24 protein-coding genes and 1 tRNA gene are annotated in these 23,850 nt (G+C 65.1%); 24 read left to right on the top strand and 1 reads right to left on the bottom strand.

The features are described from left to right. Positions 1–43 precede the first annotated feature (43 nt). The 21 genes from DBV14_RS09205 to DBV14_RS09105 all read left to right on the top strand — a co-directional run bounded on the left by DBV14_RS09205 (position 44) and on the right by DBV14_RS09105 (position 18,513). A complete protein-coding gene (locus DBV14_RS09205) occupies positions 44–1,042 on the top strand; it encodes an NAD(P)H-quinone oxidoreductase (RefSeq protein ID WP_124458881.1) in 999 nt (332 codons plus the stop codon). A 13-nt stretch (positions 1,043–1,055) separates the two neighbouring features. Beyond that, on the top strand, positions 1,056–1,820 hold the full coding sequence (tpiA, locus tag DBV14_RS09200) for a triose-phosphate isomerase (protein ID WP_124458880.1): 765 nt from the start codon (positions 1,056–1,058) through the stop codon (positions 1,818–1,820). A gap of 37 nt (positions 1,821–1,857) precedes the next feature. Next, positions 1,858–2,277, top strand: a complete 420-nt coding sequence (gene secG, locus DBV14_RS09195) for a preprotein translocase subunit SecG (protein ID WP_124458879.1) — start codon at positions 1,858–1,860, stop codon at positions 2,275–2,277. A gap of 119 nt (positions 2,278–2,396) precedes the next feature. After that, positions 2,397–2,481: transfer RNA gene (locus DBV14_RS09190), tRNA-Leu, on the top strand. Positions 2,482–2,548: 67 nt separating this feature from the next. Further along, positions 2,549–2,908 carry an NADH-quinone oxidoreductase subunit A gene (locus tag DBV14_RS09185; protein WP_055805154.1) on the top strand — a complete coding sequence of 120 codons (360 nt, stop codon included), beginning with the start codon at positions 2,549–2,551 and terminating at the stop codon, positions 2,906–2,908. 15 nt (positions 2,909–2,923) lie between these two features. Then, positions 2,924–3,403 (top strand): NADH-quinone oxidoreductase subunit B family protein, encoded by a 480-nt coding sequence (locus tag DBV14_RS09180; RefSeq protein WP_007837763.1) that lies wholly within the window; start codon positions 2,924–2,926, stop codon positions 3,401–3,403. Positions 3,404–3,416: 13 nt separating this feature from the next. Next, on the top strand, positions 3,417–4,028 hold the full coding sequence (locus DBV14_RS09175) for an NADH-quinone oxidoreductase subunit C (RefSeq protein WP_124458878.1): 612 nt from the start codon (positions 3,417–3,419) through the stop codon (positions 4,026–4,028). A 1-nt stretch (position 4,029) separates the two neighbouring features. After that, complete coding sequence (locus DBV14_RS09170; RefSeq protein ID WP_124458877.1) at positions 4,030–5,283, top strand: NADH-quinone oxidoreductase subunit D; 1,254 nt, start codon at positions 4,030–4,032, stop codon at positions 5,281–5,283. Positions 5,284–5,293: 10 nt separating this feature from the next. Continuing rightward, a complete protein-coding gene (gene nuoE / locus DBV14_RS09165; protein WP_124458876.1) occupies positions 5,294–5,848 on the top strand; it encodes an NAD(P)H-dependent oxidoreductase subunit E in 555 nt (184 codons plus the stop codon). Further along, complete coding sequence (gene nuoF, locus DBV14_RS09160) at positions 5,848–7,188, top strand: NADH-quinone oxidoreductase subunit NuoF (protein ID WP_124458875.1); 1,341 nt, start codon at positions 5,848–5,850, stop codon at positions 7,186–7,188. Before nuoE ends, nuoF begins: the two co-directional genes overlap by 1 nt. Positions 7,189–7,208: 20 nt before the next feature. Further along, complete coding sequence (gene nuoG, locus DBV14_RS09155) at positions 7,209–9,383, top strand: NADH-quinone oxidoreductase subunit NuoG (RefSeq protein ID WP_124458874.1); 2,175 nt, start codon at positions 7,209–7,211, stop codon at positions 9,381–9,383. Further along, complete coding sequence (gene nuoH, locus DBV14_RS09150) at positions 9,383–10,459, top strand: NADH-quinone oxidoreductase subunit NuoH (RefSeq protein WP_124458890.1); 1,077 nt, start codon at positions 9,383–9,385, stop codon at positions 10,457–10,459. The genes nuoG and nuoH overlap by 1 nt, the downstream gene beginning before the upstream one ends. Before the next feature lie 17 nt (positions 10,460–10,476). Next, complete coding sequence (gene nuoI, locus DBV14_RS09145; protein WP_124458873.1) at positions 10,477–11,022, top strand: NADH-quinone oxidoreductase subunit NuoI; 546 nt, start codon at positions 10,477–10,479, stop codon at positions 11,020–11,022. Positions 11,023–11,051: 29 nt separating this feature from the next. Beyond that, positions 11,052–11,711 (top strand): NADH-quinone oxidoreductase subunit J, encoded by a 660-nt coding sequence (locus DBV14_RS09140; protein WP_124458872.1) that lies wholly within the window; start codon positions 11,052–11,054, stop codon positions 11,709–11,711. Next, a complete protein-coding gene (nuoK, locus tag DBV14_RS09135; RefSeq protein ID WP_019653383.1) occupies positions 11,708–12,016 on the top strand; it encodes an NADH-quinone oxidoreductase subunit NuoK in 309 nt (102 codons plus the stop codon). The genes DBV14_RS09140 and nuoK overlap by 4 nt, the downstream gene beginning before the upstream one ends. A gap of 7 nt (positions 12,017–12,023) precedes the next feature. Continuing rightward, positions 12,024–14,057, top strand: a complete 2,034-nt coding sequence (nuoL, locus tag DBV14_RS09130) for an NADH-quinone oxidoreductase subunit L (protein WP_124458871.1) — start codon at positions 12,024–12,026, stop codon at positions 14,055–14,057. A gap of 25 nt (positions 14,058–14,082) precedes the next feature. Next, complete coding sequence (locus DBV14_RS09125) at positions 14,083–15,558, top strand: NADH-quinone oxidoreductase subunit M (RefSeq protein ID WP_124458870.1); 1,476 nt, start codon at positions 14,083–14,085, stop codon at positions 15,556–15,558. A gap of 24 nt (positions 15,559–15,582) precedes the next feature. Further along, positions 15,583–17,070, top strand: a complete 1,488-nt coding sequence (gene nuoN, locus DBV14_RS09120) for an NADH-quinone oxidoreductase subunit NuoN (RefSeq protein WP_124458869.1) — start codon at positions 15,583–15,585, stop codon at positions 17,068–17,070. A gap of 13 nt (positions 17,071–17,083) precedes the next feature. Beyond that, positions 17,084–17,389: a DUF2818 family protein gene (locus DBV14_RS09115; protein ID WP_124458868.1), complete on the top strand. Its 306-nt coding sequence runs from the start codon at positions 17,084–17,086 to the stop codon at positions 17,387–17,389. 19 nt (positions 17,390–17,408) lie between these two features. Then, complete coding sequence (locus tag DBV14_RS09110; RefSeq protein WP_124458867.1) at positions 17,409–18,026, top strand: NUDIX domain-containing protein; 618 nt, start codon at positions 17,409–17,411, stop codon at positions 18,024–18,026. A gap of 7 nt (positions 18,027–18,033) precedes the next feature. Beyond that, complete coding sequence (locus DBV14_RS09105; RefSeq protein WP_124458866.1) at positions 18,034–18,513, top strand: DUF1178 family protein; 480 nt, start codon at positions 18,034–18,036, stop codon at positions 18,511–18,513. Between the two features lie 51 nt (positions 18,514–18,564). On the opposite strand, the gene DBV14_RS09100 is transcribed toward DBV14_RS09105, so the two are convergent. After that, positions 18,565–20,349: an ABC transporter transmembrane domain-containing protein gene (locus DBV14_RS09100; protein WP_124458865.1), complete on the bottom strand. Its 1,785-nt coding sequence runs from the start codon at positions 20,347–20,349 to the stop codon at positions 18,565–18,567. Positions 20,350–20,424: 75 nt separating this feature from the next. Here DBV14_RS09100 and DBV14_RS09095 point away from each other — a divergent pair, with 75 nt between their 5' ends. The 3 genes from DBV14_RS09095 to DBV14_RS09085 are packed head-to-tail and all read left to right on the top strand — an operon-like array spanning position 20,425 to position 23,820. Next, positions 20,425–20,967, top strand: a complete 543-nt coding sequence (locus DBV14_RS09095; protein WP_124458864.1) for a MarR family winged helix-turn-helix transcriptional regulator — start codon at positions 20,425–20,427, stop codon at positions 20,965–20,967. Continuing rightward, positions 20,960–22,435, top strand: a complete 1,476-nt coding sequence (locus DBV14_RS09090; RefSeq protein WP_124458863.1) for an efflux transporter outer membrane subunit — start codon at positions 20,960–20,962, stop codon at positions 22,433–22,435. Before DBV14_RS09095 ends, DBV14_RS09090 begins: the two co-directional genes overlap by 8 nt. Before the next feature lie 50 nt (positions 22,436–22,485). Then, a complete protein-coding gene (locus DBV14_RS09085) occupies positions 22,486–23,820 on the top strand; it encodes an efflux RND transporter periplasmic adaptor subunit (RefSeq protein WP_124458862.1) in 1,335 nt (444 codons plus the stop codon). Positions 23,821–23,850: the final 30 nt, after the last annotated feature.

Below are 23,850 nucleotides of genomic sequence, written 5' to 3'. Positions count from 1 at the left end.
AGCTAGCTTCGCCCCACATGCGGGCGTTGGAGGCCGAAAGACCATGAAAGCCATTGAAATCACTTCGTTCGGCGCCCCTGAGGTGCTGCGCGTGGCCGATCGTCCCGACCCGGTAGCGGGTGCGGGCGAACTGCTGATCCGCGTTGCGGCGAGTGGCGTCAATCGTCCCGACGTGCTGCAGCGGATGGGCAACTATCCGGTGCCGCCGGGTGCATCCGATCTGCCGGGCCTCGAAGTGGCCGGCGAGATCGTGTCGGGCGACGCCGCGGCGTTGGCCGAGGCGGGTTTCAAGGTCGGCGACCGCGTCTGCGCGCTGATTGCCGGTGGCGGCTATGCACAGCTGTGCGTGGCACCCGTGGCGCAATGCCTGCCGGTGCCCAAGGGCTGGAGCGACACCGAGGCCGCCTCGCTGCCCGAGACCTTCTTCACCGTCTGGAGCAATGTGTTCGAGCGCGGCCGCCTGCAAAAAGGCGAGACGTTCCTGATCCAGGGCGGCTCGAGCGGCATCGGCGTCACGGCGATCCAGATCGCCAAGGCGTTGGGTGCGACCGTGATCGTCACGGCCGGCAGCGACGACAAGTGCGAAGCCTGCAAGAAGCTGGGTGCCGACCACGCCATCAACTACCGCACGAGCGACTTCGTCGAAGAGGCGAAGAAGCTCACCGGTGGCAAGGGCGTGGACGTGATCCTCGACATGGTGGCCGGCGAGTACGTGGCGCGCGAGATCGAATGCCTGGCCGAAGACGGCCGGCTGGTGATCATTGCGGTGCAGGGCGGCGTGAAGGCGCAGATCAATGCGGGCCTCGTGCTGCGCAGGCGTCTCACCATCACTGGCTCCACGCTGCGGCCGCGGCCGGTGGCGTTCAAGGGCGCCATTGCCAAGGCCTTGCGCGAAAAGGTGTGGCCGCTGCTCGAAAGCGGCGCCATCAAGCCCGTGATTCACAGCACTTTTGCGGCGGCGGGTGAACCGAGTGGCGCGGCCCAGGCTCACACGCTGATGGAATCGAACCAGCACATCGGCAAGATCGTGCTGACATGGTGACGAGAGCAACGCGATGACAACCAAGAAGAAACTGATCGCCGGCAACTGGAAGATGAATGGCGGCCTGGCCGCCAACGAGGCGCTGGTGAAGGCTTTGCAGCAAGGCTTGGCGGCAAGCCCGGCGGCATGCAATGTCGCGCTGTGTGCGCCTGCGCCGTACTTTGCCCAGCTGCAGTCGCTGCTGGCGGGGTCGCCGGCGCTCGCGCTCGGTGCGCAAGACGTTTCGGCACATCCGCAAGGCGCATTCACCGGCGAGCAGTCGGCGGCGATGCTGAAGGATTTTGGCGTGCGCTATGCCATCGTCGGTCACTCCGAGCGTCGGCAATACCACGGTGAAACCGACGAGGTGGTGGCGGCGAAGGCGGCTGCCGCGCTGGCGAATGGCATCACGCCGATCGTCTGTGTCGGCGAGACGCTGGCGCAGCGCGAAGCAGAGCAGACCGAAGAAGTCGTCAAGCGCCAGCTGGCCGCGGTGATCCATGTGAATGGCCACTGCATCAGCGAAATCGTCGTGGCCTACGAGCCGGTCTGGGCCATTGGCACGGGCAAGACGGCTTCGCCGGAGGAGGCGCAAGCGGTGCATGCCGTGCTGCGTGCCCAGCTGCACCATGCGGCAAGCGAGCATGCGGCGGGCATCAGCATTCTTTACGGCGGCAGCATGAACGCGGCCAATGCCGCGGAACTGCTGGCACAGGCCGACATCGACGGTGGCCTCATCGGTGGCGCGTCGCTCAAGGCGCCTGACTTTCTGCAGATCATTTCCGCCGCTGCGTGCTGAACGCGCAACGGCTGCTATCAATTAGGAGTAAGAACGAATGAACGTGGTCCTCAACCTTCTGGTCGGCGTGCAAATGCTGACGGCCCTGGCGATGATCGGCCTGATCCTGATCCAGCACGGCAAGGGCGCCGACATGGGCGCCGCCTTCGGCAGCGGCAGTGCCGGCAGCCTGTTCGGCGCCAGTGGCAGCGCGAACTTCCTTTCGCGCACCACGGCCGTGCTTGCTGCCGTGTTCTTTGCGTCGACGCTGCTGCTGGCTTACTTCAGCCACGCACGCCCCGCGGGCGGCGGCAGCCTCCTGGAGCGTGCCGCTGTAGGAGCCCCTGCGGCACCCGCTGCGCCTGCAACGCCTGCCCCTGGCGCGGCTGGTGAAATTCCTGCTGCTGCGGCTCCTGGTGCCCCTGCTTCGGCTCCTGCAGCCCCAGTTTCGGGTGCGGGCCAGATCCCGAGCAAATAATCAAAGAGTTTTCATGCAGCCGCCAGCGAGAAACGGCTTCATTTCAGGGTAAACTCTAAAGCTGTTCAGAAAGCCAAATGCCTTAGCAGGTACCTCATGCCATCTGAACAGCAAAAACCGCGGTCGTGGTGAAATTGGTAGACACGCTATCTTGAGGGGGTAGTGGCGAAAGCTGTGCGAGTTCGAGTCTCGCCGACCGCACCAAATCTCATCGGCAGAAAACCTCATCCAGAGGTTCTTCTTGCCGGTGGCAAGCGGTGAAAACTTCTCGATGAACCTCGATTCCTACCTTCCCGTCCTTTTGTTCATTTTGGTCGGGGTCGGCGTAGGCGTCGCCCCCCAAGTCATCGGATACATCCTGGGGCCCAATCGGCCCGACGCCGCGAAGAACGCTCCCTACGAGTGTGGCTTCGAAGCCTTCGAGGATGCGCGCATGAAGTTCGATGTGCGCTATTACCTCGTCGCGATTCTCTTCATCCTGTTCGATCTCGAAATTGCCTTTCTCTTTCCGTGGGCCATTGCGCTCAAGGAAATCGGGGCTGTCGGCTTCTGGGCCATGATGATCTTTCTCGCCATCCTCGTCGTGGGCTTCGTCTACGAGTGGAAAAAAGGCGCGCTCGACTGGGAATGACAAGGAAGCTACAAAATGGCCATTGAAGGCGTTCTCAAAGAAGGCTTCGTCACCACGACCTACGACTCGGTGGTGAATTGGGCGAAGACCGGATCTCTCTGGCCGATGACTTTCGGCCTCGCATGCTGTGCGGTGGAAATGATGCACGCGGGCGCTGCCCGCTACGACATCGATCGTTTCGGCATGCTGTTCCGTCCCAGCCCGCGTCAGTCGGATCTGATGATCGTGGCTGGCACGCTGTGCAACAAGATGGCGCCGGCTCTGCGCAAGGTCTATGACCAGATGCCCGAGCCGCGCTGGGTGCTGTCGATGGGCTCGTGCGCGAATGGCGGTGGCTACTACCACTACAGCTATTCGGTGGTGCGTGGCTGCGACCGCATCGTGCCGGTCGACGTCTATGTGCCGGGCTGCCCGCCCACGGCCGAGGCGCTGCTCTATGGCGTGATCCAGCTGCAGCAAAAAATTCGCCGTACCAACACCATTGCCCGCGCCTGAGAGATTGCCGACGATGACTGACTTTGCAATTTCGCCGGAGGTGCTGCGCGCCACCATCGCCGAGACGCTCGGCGCCAAGGCCAAGAGCGTGACGCTCGCGCTGGGCGAGGTGACCGTGGTGGTCGGCTCGACCGACTACATCGACGCCGCGACCATCCTGCGCGATGCGCCCGGCTGCCGTTTCGAGCAGCTGATCGACCTCTGCGGCATGGACTATTCCGACTACCGCGAAGGCGAGTGGCAGGGCGACCGCTACTGCGTCGTCTCGCACCTGCTTTCCGTGAGCCTCAACCAGCGCGTGCGCCTGAAGGTGTTCGCGCCCAACGAAGACCTGCCCGTGGTCGACTCGCTGCAGCCCGTCTGGAGCGCTGCGACCTGGTTCGAACGCGAAGCCTTCGACCTCTACGGCATCGTGTTCGATGGCCACGACGACCTGCGCCGCATCCTGACCGACTACGGCTTCATCGGCCACCCGTTCCGCAAGGACTTCCCGGTGTCGGGTCACGTCGAAATGCGCTACGACGAGGAACAGAAGCGCGTCGTATACCAGCCGGTATCGATCGAGCCGCGAGAAATCACGCCCCGCGTGATCCGCGAAGACAACTACGGCGGCGGTTTGCACTGATATGGCCGAAATCAAGAACTACACACTCAACTTCGGTCCCCAGCATCCGGCAGCGCACGGCGTGCTGCGCCTGGTGCTCGAGCTCGACGGCGAAGTGATCCAGCGCGCCGACCCGCACATCGGCCTGCTGCACCGCGCCACCGAGAAGCTCGCCGAATCGCGCACCTTCATCCAGTCGCTGCCCTACATGGACCGCCTCGACTACGTGTCGATGATGTCCAACGAGCACGCCTACTGCCTGGCCATCGAGAAGATGATGGGCCTCGACGTGCCGGTTCGCGCACAGTACATCCGCGTGATGTTCGCCGAGATCACCCGCCTGCTGAACCACCTGCTGTGGCTCGGCGCGCACGGTCTCGATTGCGGTGCGATGAACATGCTCATCTACTGCTTCCGCGAGCGTGAAGACCTGTTCGACATGTACGAGGCCGTGTCCGGCGCGCGCATGCATGCGGCGTACTTCCGTCCGGGCGGCGTCTATCGCGACCTGCCGGACGCGATGCCGCAGTACAAGGTCAGCAAGATCAAGAACGCGAAGGCCATCGAGCGTCTCAACGAAAACCGCCAGGGTTCGCTGCTCGACTTCATCGACGACTTCTGCAAGCGCTTCCCGAAGATGGTCGACGAGTACGAGACGCTGCTCACCGACAACCGCATCTGGAAGCAGCGCACCGTGGGCATCGGCGTGGTCACGCCGGAGCGCGCGCTGAACCTCGGTTTCACCGGCCCCATGCTGCGTGGCTCGGGCATCGAGTGGGACCTGCGCAAGAAGCAGCCCTACGACGTCTACGACCAGATGCAGTTCGACGTGCCCGTCGGCAAGACCGGCGACTGCTACGACCGCTACCTGGTCCGTGTCGAAGAGATGCGCCAGGCCAACCGGATCATCCAGCAGTGCTCGGCATGGCTGCGCGCCAACCCCGGCCCGGTCATCACCGACAACCACAAGGTCGCCGCGCCCGCGCGCGAATCGATGAAGGCGAACATGGAGGAGCTGATCCACCATTTCAAGCTCTTCACCGAAGGCTTCCATGTGCCCGAAGGCGAAGCGTATGCCGCCGTCGAGCATCCGAAGGGCGAGTTCGGCATCTATCTCGTGAGCGACGGCGCCAACAAGCCGTACCGCCTGAAGATCCGCGCCCCTGGCTTCCCGCACCTCGCCGCCCTCGACGAAATGTCGCGCGGTCACATGATCGCCGACGCTGTCGCGGTGATCGGCACGATGGACATCGTGTTCGGCGAGATCGACAGGTGAGAAAGAGCGAATGACGACTTCCTCGACCCACCACACGGCGCCTTCGGCGCCTTCTTCCCCTTTGCAGCCTGCGACGCTCGAGCGTTTCGCGCGCGAAGTGGCCAAGTACCCCGAAGCTGGCAAGCAGTCCGCCGTGATGGCCTGCCTGGCCATCGTCCAGCAGGACGAAGGTTTCGTGAGCCTGCAGCGCGAGCGCGAGATTGCCGAGTACCTCGGCATGGCGCCCATCGCCGTGCATGAAGTCACGACCTTCTACAACATGTACAACCAGCACCCGGTGGGCAAGTTCAAGCTCAACGTGTGCACCAACCTGCCGTGCCAGCTGCGCGATGGCGTCACCGCCCTTGTGCACCTCGAAAAACGGCTCGGCATCAAGATGGGCGAGACCACGGCCGATGGCCTGTTCACGCTGCAGCAGAGCGAGTGCCTGGGCGCCTGCGCCGATTCGCCTGTGATGCTGGTCAACGACCGCACCATGTGCAGCTTCATGAGCAACGAAAAGCTCGACCAGCTGATCGACGGCCTGCGCAATGCCGCGCCGGCCACCAAAGGGGAGGCTTCGTGATGTCGCCCGAACAAGTGCTCCAGCAGTTCCAGGCAACGGGCGTCCAGACCTGTTTCCATGACCGCCACATCGAGCCGCAGATCTATGCGGGCCTGAACGGCACCAACTGGCGCCTGGCCGACTACGAAGCGCGTGGCGGCTACAAGGCACTGCGCAAGATCCTCACCGAGGGCCTCACGCCCGACCAGGTGATTGCCGAAGTCAAGGCTTCGGGCCTGCGCGGCCGTGGCGGCGCGGGTTTCCCGACCGGCCTGAAGTGGAGCTTCATGCCCCGCCAGTTCCCGGGCCAGAAGTACCTCGTCTGCAATTCGGACGAAGGCGAGCCCGGCACGTGCAAAGACCGCGACATCTTGCAGTTCAACCCGCACATCGTGATCGAAGGCATGGCCATCGCCGCGTATGCAATGGGCATCAGCGTCGGCTACAACTACATCCACGGCGAGATCTTCCAGAGCTACGACCGCTTCGAGGAAGCCCTGGAAGAAGCACGCGCCGCCGGCTATCTCGGCGACAAGATCATGGGCAGCACGTACAACTTCCAGTTGCACGCCGCCCACGGTTTCGGTGCCTACATCTGCGGTGAAGAAACCGCGCTGCTCGAATCGCTCGAAGGCAAGAAGGGCCAGCCGCGCTTCAAGCCGCCGTTCCCGGCCAGCTTCGGCCTGTACGGCAAGCCGACCACCATCAACAACACCGAGACCTTCGCGGCGGTGCCCTGGATCATCAACAACGGCGGTCCGGCCTACCTCGAGTGCGGCAAGCCGAACAACGGCGGCACCAAGATCTACTCGGTGAGCGGTGACGTCGAGTTGCCCGGCAACTACGAAGTGCCCATGGGCACGCCGTTCTCCAAGCTGCTCGAGCTGGCCGGTGGCGTGCGCAAGGGCCGTACGCTGAAGGCCGTGATCCCCGGTGGATCGTCGTCGCCGGTGCTGCCGGCCGACATCATGATGGCCTGCACCATGGACTACGACTCCATCGCCAAGGCCGGCTCCATGCTGGGCTCGGGCGCGGTGATCGTGATGGACGACAGCCGCTCGATGGTCGAGTCGCTCAAGCGCCTCTCGTACTTCTACATGCACGAGTCCTGTGGCCAGTGCACGCCTTGCCGCGAAGGCACAGGCTGGCTCTACCGCGTGGTGGACCGCATCCACAACGGTCAGGGCAAGCCCAGCGACCTGCAACTGCTGGACTCCGTGGCCGGAGACATCATGGGCCGCACCATCTGTGCGCTCGGCGATGCCGCCGCGATGCCGGTGCGCGCCATGATCAAGCACTTCCGCCACGAGTTCGAAGCCCTGATTCCGGGCTACGTCCCGAAGGCGCCCGTCCAGGCCTGAGCGCGAGAAGAAACATACTCATGATCGAAATCGAACTCGACGGCAAGAAGGTCGAAGTGACCGAAGGCAGCATGGTGATGCATGCGGCCGACAAGGCGGGCACGTACATCCCGCACTTCTGCTATCACAAGAAACTCAGCATCGCGGCCAACTGCCGCATGTGCCTGGTCGACGTGGAAAAGGCGCCCAAGCCCATGCCGGCCTGCGCCACGCCCGTCACGCAGGGCATGATCGTTCGCACCAAGAGCGAGAAGGCCATCAAGGCGCAGCAGTCGGTCATGGAGTTCCTCCTGATCAACCACCCGCTCGATTGCCCGATCTGCGACCAGGGCGGCGAATGCCAGCTGCAAGACCTGGCCGTGGGCTATGGCGGTTCTTCTTCGCGCTACGAAGAAGAAAAGCGCGTCGTGTTCCACAAGGACGTCGGCCCGCTGATCAGCATGGAAGAAATGAGCCGCTGCATCCATTGCACGCGCTGCGTCCGCTTTGGGCAGGAAGTGGCCGGCGTGATGGAGCTCGGCATGTCGCACCGCGGCGAGCACTCCGAAATCGAAACCTTCGTCGGTGACTCGGTCGATTCCGAGCTGTCGGGCAACATGATCGACATCTGCCCGGTCGGCGCGCTCACGAGCAAGCCGTTCCGCTACAGCGCCCGCACCTGGGAACTGTCGCGCCGCAAGTCGGTGAGCCCGCACGATTCCACCGGCGCCAACCTGATCGTCCAGGTCAAGAACAATCGCGTGATGCGCGTGGTGCCGCTCGAGAACGAAGACGTCAACGAATGCTGGATTGCCGACCGCGACCGCTTCTCGTACGAAGCGCTCAACGGCCCGGAACGCCTGACGCAGCCCATGCTCAAGCAGGGCGGCCAATGGCAGCAGGTCGACTGGCAGACGGCGCTCGAGTACGTCGCCAACGGCCTCAAGCAGATCAAGACCGACCACGGTGCCAAGAGCATCGGCACGCTGGTCAGCCCGCACAGCACGCTCGAAGAGCTGCAACTCGCCGCCATGCTCACGCGTGAACTCGGCAGCGACAACATCGACTACCGCCTGCGCAACGCCGAATTCACGGCCTTCGAAGGCGTGCGCTGGCTCGGTACCTCCATCGCTTCGCTCGCGCAAGTGCAGAGCGCGCTGGTCGTCGGCTCGAACCTGCGCAAGGAACATCCGCTGTTCGCACAGCGCATCCGCCAGGCCGTGCGCAAGGGCGCCGCGCTGTCGGTCATTACCTCCGCCAGCCTGATGGCCGACCGTGACGCCTGGGCCATTACCGTGGCGCAATCGGCCATCGTCGAAGCCGACCAATGGGTCGAAGCGCTGGCTGCCGTTGCGGCCACCATTGGCCAGACGAACGGTGCAGCCGCGCCGTTGGCACCGAAGAACGCACCCGATGCCGCCGCGCAAGCCATCGCAGCCTCGCTGCTAAACGGCGAGCGCAAGGCCATCCTGCTCGGCAATGCCGCCGCCCACCACGCCCAAGCCAGCAGCCTGCTGGCCCTGGCGAACTGGATCGGCGCACAGACCGGCGCCACCGTCGGCTACCTGACCGAAGCCGCCAACACCGTCGGCGCACAGCTCGTCGGCGCCTTCCCGAAGAACGGCGGCCTCGATGCCGGTCGCATGCTCGCCGCCGGCTCCGGCCTGAAGGCCGTGCTGCTGCTGAACACCGAGCCGGTGTTCGACTCGGCCGCCGGCGATGCCGCGTCCGACGTCATCGGCAATGCACAGATGGTTGTCACGCTCAGCCCCTTCAAGGCCAACCTCGCATTCAGCGACGTGCTGCTGCCCATCGCGCCATTCACCGAAACCCCGGGTACCTTCGTCAATGCCGAAGGCCGCCTGCAAGGTTTCCATGCCGTCGTGAAGCCGCAAGGCGAAACGCGTCCGGCGTGGAAGGTGCTGCGCGTGCTGGCCAACCTGCTGGGCCTGCCCGGCTTCGCATTCGAGTCGACCGCTGAAGTGCTCAAGACGGTTCAGGCGCTGGAGGAGGGCGGTGCCGTTCCGGCCAGCGCCCTGAACAATGCGACGGCCGCCAGCGCGGTCGCTTCCAGCGGTGCCGCACCGGCACCGGTGGTCGCGAGCATCTACCAGCTCGACTCCATCGTTCGCCGCGCGCCGTCGCTGCAACTGACCGCCGATGCGCGCAACGCCGCATCGACCGCACCGGCTCGTGCCGAGGAGGCACTGGCATGATCGTCGACACCATTCATGGCTTCGGCCAGGGGCTGGTTGCCGCAGGCTGGTGGACGGCCGTGGCGTGGCCCGTGATCTGGACGCTGATCAAGATCATCGTGGTCGTGATCCCGCTGATGCTGGCCGTGGCCTACCTCACGCTGTGGGAACGCAAGGCCATCGGCTTCACGCAGATCCGCATCGGCCCCAACCGCATCGGCCCGCTGGGCCTGCTGCAGCCGATCGCCGACGCGCTCAAGCTGATGACCAAGGAAATCATTCTTCCGACGGTCGCCAACAAGGGCCTGTTCCTGCTCGGCCCGGTCATGACCATCATGCCGGCGCTGGCCGCATGGGCCGTGATTCCCTTCGGCCCCGACGTGGCGTTGGCCAACATCAACGCCGGCCTGCTGTTCGTGATGGCCATCACCTCGCTCGAGGTGTACGGCGTGATCATCGCCGGCTGGGCCTCGAACTCGAAGTACGCCTTCCTGGGCGCGCTGCGCGCCTCGGCACAGATGGTGAGCTACGAAATCGCGATGGGCTTCTGCTTCGTCGTGGTGCTGATGGTCACGGGCAGCCTGAACATGAGCGAGATCGTCAATGTGCAGGGCAAGGGCATGTTCCATGACTTGGGGCTGGGCTTCCTGTCGTGGAACTGGCTGCCGCTGCTGCCGATCTTCGTCGTCTACTTCATCTCGGGCTTGGCCGAAACCAACCGCCACCCGTTCGACGTGGTGGAAGGCGAGTCCGAAATCGTTGCCGGCCACATGATCGAGTACTCGGGCATGAGCTTCGCGATGTTCTTCCTGGCCGAGTACGCCAACATGTGGCTCGTCTCGATCCTGACCGTCGTGCTGTTCCTCGGCGGATGGCTGCCGCCGTTCGAGTTCCTGAGCTTCATTCCGGGCTGGATCTGGCTGGGTGCCAAGACCTTCTGCGTGGTCACCATGTTCCTGTGGGTCCGCTCGACGTTCCCGCGGTTCCGTTATGACCAGATCATGCGTCTGGGCTGGAAGATCTTCATTCCCGTCACCCTCGTGTGGCTGGTCGTGGTCGGTGGCTGGATGCAGACACCGTTCAACATCTGGAAATAACAGGAAGCGCCAATATCATGACTGCTGCGCACACCGCCAGCGCGCTCGCGCGCCCTTCCAAACTCGCGTCCGCACCTTTTTCGCTCAAGGACTTCCTGAGCAGCTTCATGCTGTTCGAGCTGTTCAAGGGCCTGGCGATCACGGGCAAGTACGCCTTCGCCCGCAAGATCACGGTGCAGTTTCCCGAAGAAAAAACGCCGCTGTCGCCGCGTTTCCGTGGCCTGCACGCGCTGCGCCGCTATGAAAACGGCGAAGAGCGCTGCATTGCCTGCAAGCTCTGCGAAGCCGTTTGCCCGGCGCTGGCCATCACCATCGAATCCGATGTGCGCGACGACGGCTCGCGCCGCACCACGCGCTACGACATCGACCTGACCAAGTGCATCTTCTGCGGCTTCTGCGAAGAAAGCTGCCCGGTCGACTCGATCGTCGAAACCCACATCTTCGAATACCACGGCGAAAAGCGGGGCGACCTGTACTTCACCAAGGACATGCTGCTGGCCGTGGGCGACCGTTACGAAAAAGAAATTGCAGCGAACAAGGCGGCCGACGCCAAGTACCGCTGATCCGACCAGCCCGAACCCATTCGAATTCCATGGACGTCAAGACCGGTCTGTTCTATCTGTTTGCCGTGGTGCTGCTGTTTGCAGCCTTCCGCGTCATCACCGCACGCAACCCCGTGTACGCCGCGCTGTATCTGGTGCTGGCTTTCTTCCAGGCATCGGCCATCTGGCTGCTGCTGCGCGCCGAGTTCCTCGCGATCTCGCTGGTGCTTGTGTATGTAGGCGCCGTGATGGTGCTGTTTTTGTTCGTCGTGATGATGCTGGACATCAACGTCGACGGTTTGCGAGAGGGCTTCTGGAAGCACTTCCCGCTGGCCGCCGGTGTCGGCGCGCTCATCGCGCTCGAAATGGCTGCCGTGCTGATGGGCGGTTTCCGCCTCGGCGAAGCACGCCCCACGAGCGGCGCAATGGCCGCCGACAGCTCGAACACGCTCGAACTCGGCAAGCTGCTTTATTCGCAGTATCTGTATCCGCTGGAAATTGCCGCGGTCATCCTGCTCGTGGCCATCATCGCCGCCATCGCGCTGACGCTGCGCACCCGCAAGGACAGCAAGTACGTCAATCCGTCCGACCAGGTGCGCGTGAAGGCGCGCGACCGCGTGCGTATCGTGCAGATGCCGGTGACGCGTGCGGCCGAACCGGTGGTCGAAGCTGCACCAGCGGCTGACGCGGCAAAGGAAAACAAGGCATGACGCTCACGCTCGGACACTTTCTTTCGCTCGGCGCGATGCTCTTCGCGCTGTCTGTGATCGGCATCTTCCTGAATCGAAAGAACCTCATCGTTCTGCTGATGGCCATCGAGCTGATGCTGCTGGCGGTCAACATGAACTTCGTGGCCTTCTCGCACTTCCTGGGCGACATGCACGGACAGATCTTCGTGTTCTTCATCCTGACGGTGGCCGCGGCCGAGTCGGCCATCGGGCTGGCGCTGCTGGTCCTGCTGTTCCGCAACAAGTCGAACATCAACGTCGACGAACTCAACTCGCTCAAGGGTTGACAGCAACATGAGCGCAACCCTTTCCGCATCCACCTTGCTGGCCGTGCCGCTGGCACCCCTGGTCGGCGCAGCCGTCGCAGGCTTGTTCGGCACCAAGTTCGGTGGCAATCACATCGGCCGCAAGGTCACGCATTCGCTGACCATCCTGGGCGTGCTGGTCGCCTTCATCATCTCGGCCATGACGCTCAAGAGCGTGGTGGTCGACGGTGCCCGCTTCAACGCCACCCTGTACGAGTGGATGGTCGTGGGCGGCCTGAAGATGGAAGTCGGCTTCATGGTCGACGGCCTCACCGCCATGATGATGTGCGTCGTGACCTTCGTGTCGCTGATGGTCCACATCTACACCATCGGCTACATGGAAGAAGACGACGGCTACAACCGTTTCTTCGCGTACATCTCGCTGTTCACCTTCTCGATGCTGATGCTCGTCATGAGCAACAACATGCTCCAGCTGTTCTTCGGCTGGGAAGCGGTGGGCCTGGTGTCATACCTGCTGATCGGTTTCTGGTTCAACAAGCCGACCGCGATCTTCGCGAACATGAAGGCCTTCCTGGTCAACCGCGTGGGCGACTTCGGCTTCATCCTGGGCATCGGCCTCATTGCCGCCTACGCCGGCACGCTGAACTACACCGAAGCCTTCGCCAAGGCGGGCACGCTGGCCGGCATCACCTTCCCGGGCACCGAGTGGATGCTCATCACGGTGATCTGCATCTGCCTGTTCATCGGCGCGATGGGCAAGAGCGCGCAGTTCCCGCTGCACGTGTGGCTGCCCGACTCGATGGAAGGCCCGACCCCCATCTCGGCGCTGATCCACGCGGCGACCATGGTGACGGCCGGCATCTTCATGGTGGCGCGCATGTCGCCGCTGTTCGAGCTGAGCGATACGGCACTGAGCTTCATCCTCGTGATCGGCGCCATCACCGCGTTGTTCATGGGCTTCCTGGGCATCATCCAGAACGACATCAAGCGCGTGGTCGCGTACTCGACGCTCTCGCAGCTGGGGTACATGACGGTGGCGCTCGGTGCCTCGGCCTACTCGGTCGCGGTGTTCCACCTGATGACGCACGCGTTCTTCAAGGCGCTGCTGTTCCTCGGTGCCGGCTCGGTCATCATCGGCATGCACCACAACCAGGACATCCGCTGGATGGGCGGCGTGCGCAAGTACATGCCCATCACCTGGATCACGTCGCTGCTGGGTTCGCTCGCGCTGATCGGCACGCCGTTCTTCGCCGGCTTCTACTCGAAGGACAGCATCATCGAGGCGGTGCACGAAAGCCATCTGTGGGGCGCGAACTTCGCGTACTACGCGGTGCTGGCCGGCGTGTTCATCACGGCGTTCTATTCGTTCCGCATGTACTTCCTGGTCTTCCACGGCAAGGAACGCTACGACCAGAACCCCGATGCGCACCATGACGACCATGGTCACGCCGACGATCACGGCCATGGCCATCACGACCACAAGCCGCACGAATCGCCCATGGTGGTCTGGCTGCCGCTGGTGCTGCTGGCCATCCCCTCGGTGGTGATCGGCTTCATGACGATCGAGCCGATGCTGTTCGGCGAGTTCTTCAAGAACGCGATCTTCGTGGACGGTGCCAAGCACCACGCCATGAAGGAACTCGAAGAAGCCTTCCACGGCCCGGTGGCCATGGCCATCCACGGCCTGCAAGCCGCGCCGTTCTGGCTCGCACTGGCTGGCGTGGTCTTGTCCTGGTACATGTACATGATCAACCCGGCACTGCCGGCCGCGATCAAGCGTGCCTGTGGCCCGATCTACCGCCTGCTCGAGAACAAGTACTACATGGACTGGTTCAACGAGAACGTCATTGCCCGTGGCACGCGTGCACTCGGTACCGGTCTGTGGAAGGGCGGCGACCAGGCGCTGATCGACGGCGCCGTCGTCAACGGTTCGTGGAAAGTGATTGGCCGGATTGCCGGCGTGGTGCGCTGGATGCAGTCGGGCTACATCTATCACTACGCCTTCGCGATGCTGCTCGGCATCTTCATCCTGATGACGTACTTCGTCTGGTTCAAACGCTGAGCCTGAACGCTGGAGAAAAAGAAAAATGGGTTTGTTGAGCCTTGCCATCTGGGTGCCGATCGCATTCGGCGCCGTGCTGCTGGCGTTTGGCCGTGACGAGCACGCCAGGGGCGTCCGCTGGGTCGCGCTCGTCGGTGCCATCGTGAGCTTCCTGGTCACGGTGCCGCTGTTCACGCGCTTCCAGAACGGTACCGCCGCCATGCAGTTCGTCGAAAAGACGAGCTGGATCTCGCGCTTCAACGTCAACTACCACCTCGGGGTCGACGGCTTGTCGCTCTGGTTGGTGCTGCTGACGTCGTTCATCACGGTCATCGTCGTCATTTCCGCCTGGGAAGTGATCACCGAGCGCGTGAACCAGTACATGGGCGCGTTCCTGATCCTGTCGGGTTTCATGATCGGCGTGTTCTCGGCACTCGACGGCGTGCTGTTCTACGTGTTCTTCGAAGCCACGCTGATCCCGATGTACCTGATCATCGGCATCTGGGGCGGCCCGAACAAGATCTACGCTGCGTTCAAGTTCTTCCTGTACACCTTGCTCGGCTCGCTGCTGATGCTGGTGGCGCTGATCTTCCTGTACAACAAGTCGGGCGGCAGCTTCGACATCCTGAGCTGGCACAAGCTGCCGCTGGGTGCGACCGCGCAGACCTTCCTGTTCTTCGCCTTCTTCGCGGCTTTCGCCGTCAAGGTGCCGATGTGGCCGGTCCACACCTGGCTACCCGACGTGCACGTCGAGGCGCCCACCGGCGGCTCCGCAGTGCTGGCCGCGATCATGCTGAAGCTGGGCGCCTACGGCTTCCTGCGCTTCTCGATGCCCATCGCACCCGACGCATCGCACGAATGGGCCTGGCTCATGATCGCGCTGTCGCTCATCGCCGTGATCTACGTGGGCTTGGTGGCGCTGGTGCAGCAGGACATGAAGAAGCTGGTGGCTTACTCGTCGGTGGCCCACATGGGCTTCGTGACGCTCGGCTTCTTCATCTTCAACGAGCTCGGCGTGTCCGGCGGCATCGTGCAGATGATTGCCCACGGCTTCGTGTCGGGCGCCATGTTCCTGGGCATCGGCGTGCTGTACGACCGCGTGCACTCGCGCCAGATTGCCGATTACGGCGGCGTGGTCAACACCATGCCCAAGTTTGCCGCGTTCGCGCTGCTGTTCGCCATGGCCAATTGCGGCCTGCCGGGCACCGCCGGTTTCGTGGGCGAATGGATGGTCATCCTGGGGGCGGTCAAGGCCAACTTCTGGGTCGGCCTGGGCGCTGCCACCGCACTGATCTTCGGCGCGGCCTACACCCTGTGGATGTACAAGCGCGTGTACCTCGGCCCGGTCGGCAACGACCACGTCAAGGAACTCAAGGACATCAATGCCCGCGAATTCCTGATGCTCTCGCTGCTGGCCATTGCCGTGCTGTGGATGGGCCTGTATCCGAAGCCTTTTACCGACGCGATGGACGCCTCGGTAGTCGAGCTCCTTCGCCACACGGCGATTTCGAAGCTGCCTTGATGCCACGCTGAAGAAGAGAACGAGATGATTGACAAACTCAGCTGGGTCACGATCTACCCCGAAATCGTGTTGCTGGTCATGGCCTGCATCATTGCGCTGGTCGACCTGTCGGACACGAGCCCGCGCCGCACCCGCACCTATGTGCTGACATTGCTCACGCTGGCCGTGGTCGCCGTGCTGTCGGGCCTGCAGGCCCTGGACGCCAAGACCATCTATGGCTTCGGCGGCATGGTCGTCAGCGACCCGATGGGCAACTGGCTCAAGTGCTTCGCCACCGTGGCCCTGATGGTCACGCTGGTCTACGGCCGTCCCTACGCGGCGGACCGCGACATGCTGCGCGGCGGCGAAATGTTCACCGTGAGCATGTTCGCGCTGCTGGGCATGTTCGTGATGATCTCGGGCAGCAACTTCCTGCTGATCTACCTGGGCCTCGAACTGCTCACGCTGTCCAGCTACGCGCTGGTGGCGCTGCGCCGCGACAACGCGGTGGCCAGCGAAGCCGCCATGAAGTACTTCGTGCTCGGCGCCATGGCCAGCGGCTTCCTGCTGTACGGCCTGTCGATGATGTACGGCGCCACCGGCTCGCTCGACGTCAACGAAGTCTTCAAGACCATCGCCAGCGGCAAGGTGAACCACCAGGTGCTGGTGTTCGGCCTGGTGTTCATCGTGGCCGGCCTGGCATTCAAGGTGGGGGCGGCGCCTTTCCACATGTGGGTGCCCGACGTCTACCAGGGCGCGCCGACGGCGGTCACGCTGCTGATCGGCGCGGCGCCTGAACTGGCTGCCTTCGCGATCATCATCCGCCTGCTGGTCGACGGCCTGCAGCCGCTGGCCATCGACTGGCAGCAGATGCTGGCCGTGCTCGCCATTGCCTCGCTGCTGGTCGGTAACCTGGCCGCCATTGCGCAGAGCAACCTGAAGCGCATGCTGGCCTACTCGACCATCTCGCAGATGGGCTTCATGCTGCTGGGCATGGTCGCCGGCTCGGACCACCAGGGCACCTACAACGCGCAGTTCGCGTACAGCGCCTCGATGTTCTACGTCGTGACCTACGTGCTGACCACGCTGGCAAGCTTCGGCATCATCCTGCTGCTGGCACGCGAAGGCTTCGAAAGCGAAGAGATCACCGACCTGGCCGGCCTGAACCAGCGCAGCCCGCTGTACGCCGGCGTGATGGCCATCGCGATGTTCTCGCTGGCCGGCCTGCCGCCGCTGGTGGGCTTCTACGCCAAGCTGGCCGTGCTGCAGGCGCTCATCGCCTCGGGCCAGGCCATCTACATCGGCCTGGCGGTGTTCGCGGTGATGATGTCGCTGATCGGCGCCTTCTACTACCTGCGCGTGGTCAAGGTCATGTACTTCGATGCACCCGTCACGGCCACCACCGTGTCGGCCCCGCGCGACGTGCGCACGGTGCTCACCATCAACGGCGCGCTCATCCTGATCCTGGGCATCGTGCCCGGCGGCCTGATGACGCTCTGCTACGACGCGATCGTGGCCACGCTGGCCCACTGACGCGGCCCGCCCGGTGTCGCAAACCGCGTCGGTCTGGGTGGTGCTGCTGGTGGCCCTGGTGGCCGCCAACCTGCCTTTCTTCAACGACCGCCTGTTCGGAGCCGTGCCGCTGCCGAGCCGACCCAAGTCGCTCGCGGTGCGGCTGGCCGAGCTGGTGGTCTTGTACTTCCTGGCCGGCGGCATCGGCCTGCTGTTCGAACGCAGGGCAGGGCAGATTGCGTCGCAGGGCTGGGAGTTCTACGCGGTGACCGCCTCGCTGTTCATCGTGCTGGCCTTTCCCGGATTTACCTGGCGCTACCTGATGAAGCACAGGCACTGACGCGAGCACCACGACCGACATGACCACCACGCCCATCGACGACACCACCGATTCGCACCTGAAGGAACAGCTCACGAGCCGCGAGGAGCTGTTCAAGGGCAAGTTTCTCGAGGCCCGGCGCGACACCATCCGCCTGCCCGACGGCCACAGCGCCACGCGCGAGTACGTGGTGCACCCCGGCGCAGTGGTGGTGATCCCCATGCTGGACGACGGCCGCGTGGTGCTGGAGCGCCAGTTCCGCTACCCGGTCGGCCATGTCATGGTCGAGTTTCCGGCCGGCAAGCTCGATGCGGGCGAAGACCCTTTCGTCTGCGGCCAGCGCGAGCTGCTCGAAGAAACCGGCTACACCGCGCGCGAGTGGGCCCATGCCGGCGCCATGCACCTGGCGGTGGCGTACTCCACCGAAATCATCCACATCTACTTTGCCCGCGGGCTCACGCTGGGCGAGCGCAAGCTCGACCACGGCGAGTTTCTCGACGTGTTCACGGCCACGCCCGACGCGCTGTCCGGCTGGTGCCGCGACGGCACCGTGACCGACGCCAAGACGCTCACCTGCACGCTCTGGCTGCAGAACGTTCTGTCGGGCGCATGGGCTCTGGACTGGCAGGCTGCGCCTTCGCAAGGCGGCGCGGGATAATCCGCGCATGAAGGTTCTCGATCTACGCTGCACGCATGGCCACGGCTTCGAGGGCTGGTTTGCGTCCAACGAAGCCTTCGAGACGCAACTTGCCAGCGGGCTGGTCGAATGCCCGGTCTGCGGCGACACCGCCATCGTCAAGCTGCTGAGCGCGCCGCGACTGAACCTTGGCAATGCAAAGGCACCGCAGCAGGAAACCGCTTCGGCGCCCGCTGCTGCATCTTCTTCATCATCATCATCCAACGTTCCCGCGGCACCGATGTCGCCCGAGGCCCGCTGGATGCGCGCCGTGCGCGAGGTGCTGGCCAAGACCGAGGACGTCGGCGACCGCTTTGCCGACGAGGCGCGCAAGATGCACTACGGCGAAACCCAGGAGCGCGGCATCCGCGGCCAGGCAACGCCCGAGCAGACCGAAGCGCTGCTCGACGAAGGCATCGCGGTGATGCCGCTGCCCATTCCGGCGGCGCTGAAGGAAACCCTGCAGTAGCAGGCGACCCGGCCGGCCCCCAGCCAAGGCCAGGCCAGCCGAGAAGGGCGCTCAGGCCGTGAACTGAAGCGCCGCTAGGCGCGCGTACACGCCGCCCTGCGCGACCAGCGTCGCATGCGTTCCCTGTTCGACGATGCCGCCATGGTCCAGCACGATGATGCGGTCGGCCTTCTGCACCGTGGCCAGCCGGTGCGCAATCACGACCGTGGTGCGGCCTTCCATCGCCGATTCCAGCGCGGCCTGCACCATGCGTTCGCTTTCCGCGTCGAGTGCGCTGGTGGCTTCGTCCAGCAGCAGCAGCGGCGGGTTCTTCAGGATGGCGCGCGCAATCGCGATGCGCTGGCGCTGTCCGCCCGAGAGGCGCACGCCGCGCTCGCCCAGGAAGGTGTCGTAGCCCTCGGGCAGGGCCTGCAGGAAGTCGTGGGCAAAGGCCGCGCGGGCCGCCGCATGCACTTCGTCGGACGTTGCTTCGGGGCGGCCATAGCGGATGTTCTCGAAGGCGCTGGTCGAGAAGATCACTGCGTCTTGAGGCACCAGGCCGATGCGCGTGCGCAGGTCGCCCAGGGCCAGCGAGGCGAGTGGCGTGCCATCGAGCAGCAGGCGGCCCGATTGCGGATCGTAGTAACGCAGCAGCAACTGGAACACGGTGCTCTTGCCCGCGCCGCTCGATCCGACCAGCGCCACCGTTTCGCCCGGCGCCACGTCGAGGCTGAAGTCGCGCAGGGCGGGCGTTCCCGGCCGCGACGGATAGTGGAAGGTCACCGCGTCGAACCGGATGGCGCTTCCCGCCGCGGGGACGGGCGTGACAGCCGGCCTGGCCGGTGAAACGATGGCGGCGGGCGCGTGCAGCAGTTCCATCAGGCGCTCGGTCGCGCCGGCGGCGCGCAGCAGGTCGCCGTACACCTCGCCGAGCACGGCGGTCGCGCTGGCCAGGATCGCGACGTAGACCACGGTCTGGCCCAGGTGGCCGGCCGTGATGTCGCCGCGCAGCACGGCCTGCGTGCCCTGGTACAGGCCCCACAGCAGCGCAGCCGAGGTCGCGATGATGATGAAGGCCACCAGCACCGAGCGCGCGCGCGTGCGGCGCACGGCGGTGCGAAAGGCGTTCTCGGTCGATGCGTCGAAGCGCGCCGCCTCGCGGCCTTCGGCCGTGTAGCTCTGCACCACGGGAATCGCGTTCAGCACCTCTGCCGCGATGGCGCTCGAATCGGCCACGCGGTCCTGGCTGGCGCGCGACAGCTTGCGCACGCGGCGCCCGAACCACATGCTCGGCAGCACCACCAGCACCAGGATGCCCAGCACCTGCACCATCACATAAGGGTTGGTCCACACCAGCACGCCCAGCGCGCCGATGCCCATCACGGTGTTGCGCAGGCCCATGCTCAGCGACGAGCCGACGACCGTCTGCACCAGCGTCGTGTCGGCCGTAAGGCGCGACAGCACCTCGCCGGTCTGTGTCGTCTCGAAGAACGCCGGGCTCTGCTTCAGCACGTGGCCGTAGACCGCATTGCGGATGTCGGCGGTCACGCGCTCGCCCAGCCAGCTCACCGTATAGAAGCGCGCGGCCGAGAACAGGCCCAGCGCCACGGCCACGCCGAAGAGGGCGCCGAAGTGCTCGCGCAGCGCCATCGTCTGGGCGCCCTTGTCGGGGTTGACCAAGCCGCCGTCAATCAGGCTGCGCAAGGCGATAGGAAAAGCCAGCGTGGTAACCGCCGCCATCACCAGAAAGAGGGCCGCCAGCACGATCTGCACGCGGTAGGGCCGAAGAAAAGGGCTCAAGCCCGACAGCGACCGGGGCGAGCCCTTGGCCATGGAAGACGGTGGGATAGAAGCCATGCGCCGATTCTAAGATCCCTTGCCTCCACAAAGGCAGCCTTGACAATAACTGCCATGGCAGCTAATATTTCGGCCATGAGCGATGCAAGTTCCCCCCAAGCCCCGCCGGCCTCCGCCGACGCAGAGCGTCGCGTGCCTGCTGCGTCTTTCTACCGGGCAGAAACCTACCGGGCCGAAGAGAGCATCGGCTACCTGATGCGCCGCATCGTCACCGCGGTCGGCCAGTCCGTGGAAACGCGCATGTGCGAGCCCGGCAGCCCGACCTATCCGCAGTGGGTGCCGCTCTATAAATTGCATACCGGCGCCGCCACCACCGTGGCCGAGCTGGCCCGTGCCTGCGAACTCGACACCGGCGCCATGACGCGCCTGCTCGACCGCCTGGAAGCCAAGGGCCTGTGCCGCCGCGTGCGTTCGCTCGAAGACCGCCGCGTGGTCAACATCGAACTCACCGACGAAGGCCGCGCCGCCGCCAAAGACGTGCCGTACGTGCTCAGCCGCGTACAGAACGAACACCTTGCAGGTTTCACCACCGAGGAATGGGAGCAGCTCAAGGGCTACTTGCGCCGCATCCTCGACAACGCCCAGGCCCTCGCGGCCCGTGGAGATAAAAATGACTGATTCCCTCGCCGTGCGCGCGCTGCGTCGCACTCCCGTCGTTGCCGCCGCGCTGCTGGTGGTCGCACTGGCCGGTTGTGCCGACATGGCCGGCATCGGCTCGCAGGCAAAAATGCGCGATGCGTCGTCGCTCGGCCTGGCCGCCGACCCGGCCGCAGCGCCCGTGTCCAGCCTCGACAGCCAATGGTGGCTGGCCTTCGGCGACACGCAGCTCAACACGCTGATCGACCAGGCCGTTGCCGGCAATCCGAACCTGCAGGTCGCGCGTGCCCGCCTGGTGCGCGCCCAGGCCTCGGCCGACATCGCCGGTGCCGCGCTCAAGCCGCAGGTCAAGGGCGACTTCGACCTGACGCGCCAGAAGTTCAACAGCAACTACATCTACCCCGAGCCGCTCGGCGGCTCGATCCAGAACATCGGCCTGCTGCAACTGGGCGCAAGCTGGGAGCTCGACTTCTTCGGCAAGAACCGCAGCGCACTCGACACCGCCATCGGCGTGGCCAACGCCACCGCGGCCGATGCCGATGCCGCGCGCGTGCTGCTTGCCAGCAACGTGGCGCGCAGCTACTTCCAGTGGGCCCGCCTGAACGACCAGCTCACCGTGGCCAAGCGCACGCTGGCCCAGCGCGACGAAACCCTCAAGCTGGTGCGCGACCGCGTGTCCGCCGGCCTCGACACCCGCCTCGAACTGCGCCAGAGCGAAGGCGGCCTGCCCGAAGCGCGCCAGCAGATCGAAGCGCTCAATGAACAGATCGCGCTGCAGCAGCACGCGCTCGACGCGCTCGTGGGCCAGCCCAACGTGTCCGCGTCGCTCAAGCCGCCGGTGCTGGCCGGCGTCAGGCCGATGGCGCTGCAGGCGAACATTCCGGCCGACCTGCTGGGCCGCCGCGCCGACATCGCCGCCGCGCGCTGGCGCGTCGAGGCTGCCACCAGCGACGTCGCCAATGCCAAGACCCAGTTCTATCCGAACGTCAACCTCACGGCTTTCGTCGGCTTCCAGAGCCTGGGCTTCGGCAAGCTGCTCAAGTCGGGCAGCGAGCAGTGGGGCGTGGGCCCGGCCATCAGCCTGCCGATCTTCGAGGGCGGCAAGCTGCGCGCCAACCTGCGCGGCAAGTCGGCCGACCTCGACGTGGCCATCGAAAGCTACAACGCCACCGTGCTCGACGCCGTGCGCGATGCCGCCGACCAGGCCACCAGCGCCCAGTCGATCACACGCCAGCAGGCCGAACAGCGCGCGGCGCAAACGGCGGCCGAAGGCGCCTACGACATTGCCGTGCAGCGCTACTGCGCGGGCCTGGGCAACTACCTCAACGTGCTGACGGCCGAAACCGCCGTGCTCGCACAGCGCCGCCTGGCGGTCGACCTCGCCGCGCGCGCGCTCGACACGCAGGTCGGCCTGGCGCGCGCGCTGGGCGGCGGCTGGCAACCCCCGGCCACGGCCACCGCTTCGGCGCCCGCGGCCGCGGTGAACTGAACACTGAACAGAACTGACTCGACTTCCTCGTCTTCGGAAAGAACTTCACCATGAGCGATAACAACACTCCGACGCCCGCTGCCCCCGCAGCCTCCCTTGCACCCGAAGCACCTGCCGGCAACGGCAAGCGCCGCCGCGCACTCACCGCGCTGGCAGCCGTGGTGATCGTCGCCGGCGGCGGTTGGGGTCTCTACGAATGGCTGGTCGCCAGCCACTACGAGGACACCGACAACGCCTACGTGCAGGGCAACGTCATCCAGATCACGCCGCAGATCGGCGGCACCGTCATGGCCATCAGCGCCGACGACACCGACTTCGTGAAGGCCGGCCAGCCGCTGGTGCAGCTCGACCCGGCCGACGCCAAGGTGGCGCTCGAGCAGGCCGAGGCCGCGCTCGCGCAGGCCGTGCGCCAGGTGCGCACGCTGTACGCCAACAACGGCTCGCTGGCCGCGCAGGTCACGCTGCGCCAGTCCGACATCGTCAAGGCAAAGAGCGACATCGCCAAGGCGCAGGACGACCTGCAGCGCCGCCGTGCGCTGTCGGGCAACGGCGCCGTGTCGAAGGAAGAACTCAACCACGCCGAAACGCAGCTCGACACCGCCAAGAGCGCACTCGCTGCTGCGCAGGCCGGCGTGGTCGCCGCGAAGGAAGCGCTGGTCAGCAACCAGTCGCTGACCGAAGGCACCAGCGTGGCCCAGCACCCGAGCGTGCTGGCCGCCGCCTCCAAGGTGCGCGAGGCCTACCTGGCCACGCAGCGCGTGGCCATGCCCGCGCCCGTCGACGGGTACGTTGCCAAGCGCACCGTGCAGCTCGGCCAGCGCGTCTCGGCCGGCACGCCGATGATGTCGATCGTGCCGCTCAACCAGCTGTGGGTCGACGCCAACTTCAAGGAAGTGCAACTGCGCAACATCCGCATCGACCAGCCCGTGAAGCTCACGGCCGACGTGTACGGCAAGAAGGTCGAATACACCGGCCGTGTCGCGGGCCTGGGCGTGGGCACCGGCAGCGCGTTTGCGTTGCTGCCCGCGCAGAACGCCACCGGCAACTGGATCAAGGTGGTGCAGCGCGTGCCCGTTCGCATCGCGCTCGACCCCGAGCAGCTCAAGGCCAACCCGCTGCGCATCGGCCTGTCGATGGACGCCGAGATCGACATCTCGTCCAAGAGCGGCAAGATGCTGGCCGACGCGCCGCGCGCCACCGCGCTCACGCAGACGGCGGTGTACAGCCAGCTCGACCGCGGCGCCGATGCCGAAGTCGACCGCATCGTGGCGGCAAACCTCGGCCGCGGCGCGGCACCGGCCACGGCAGCCGCCGCGCCGGCGGGCCATTCGGGTGCCACACCCGCGCCGGCCGCTGCCGTGGCAGTGCAGGGCCAGCCGGGCTGATCGCCCGCGCTTGTCAACTCCACGACAGCC

The organism is Variovorax sp. KBW07 (assembly GCF_003852515.1).
Taxonomy (GTDB): domain Bacteria; phylum Pseudomonadota; class Gammaproteobacteria; order Burkholderiales; family Burkholderiaceae_C; genus Variovorax.
This window is presented reverse-complemented; position numbering and strand designations above follow the sequence as displayed.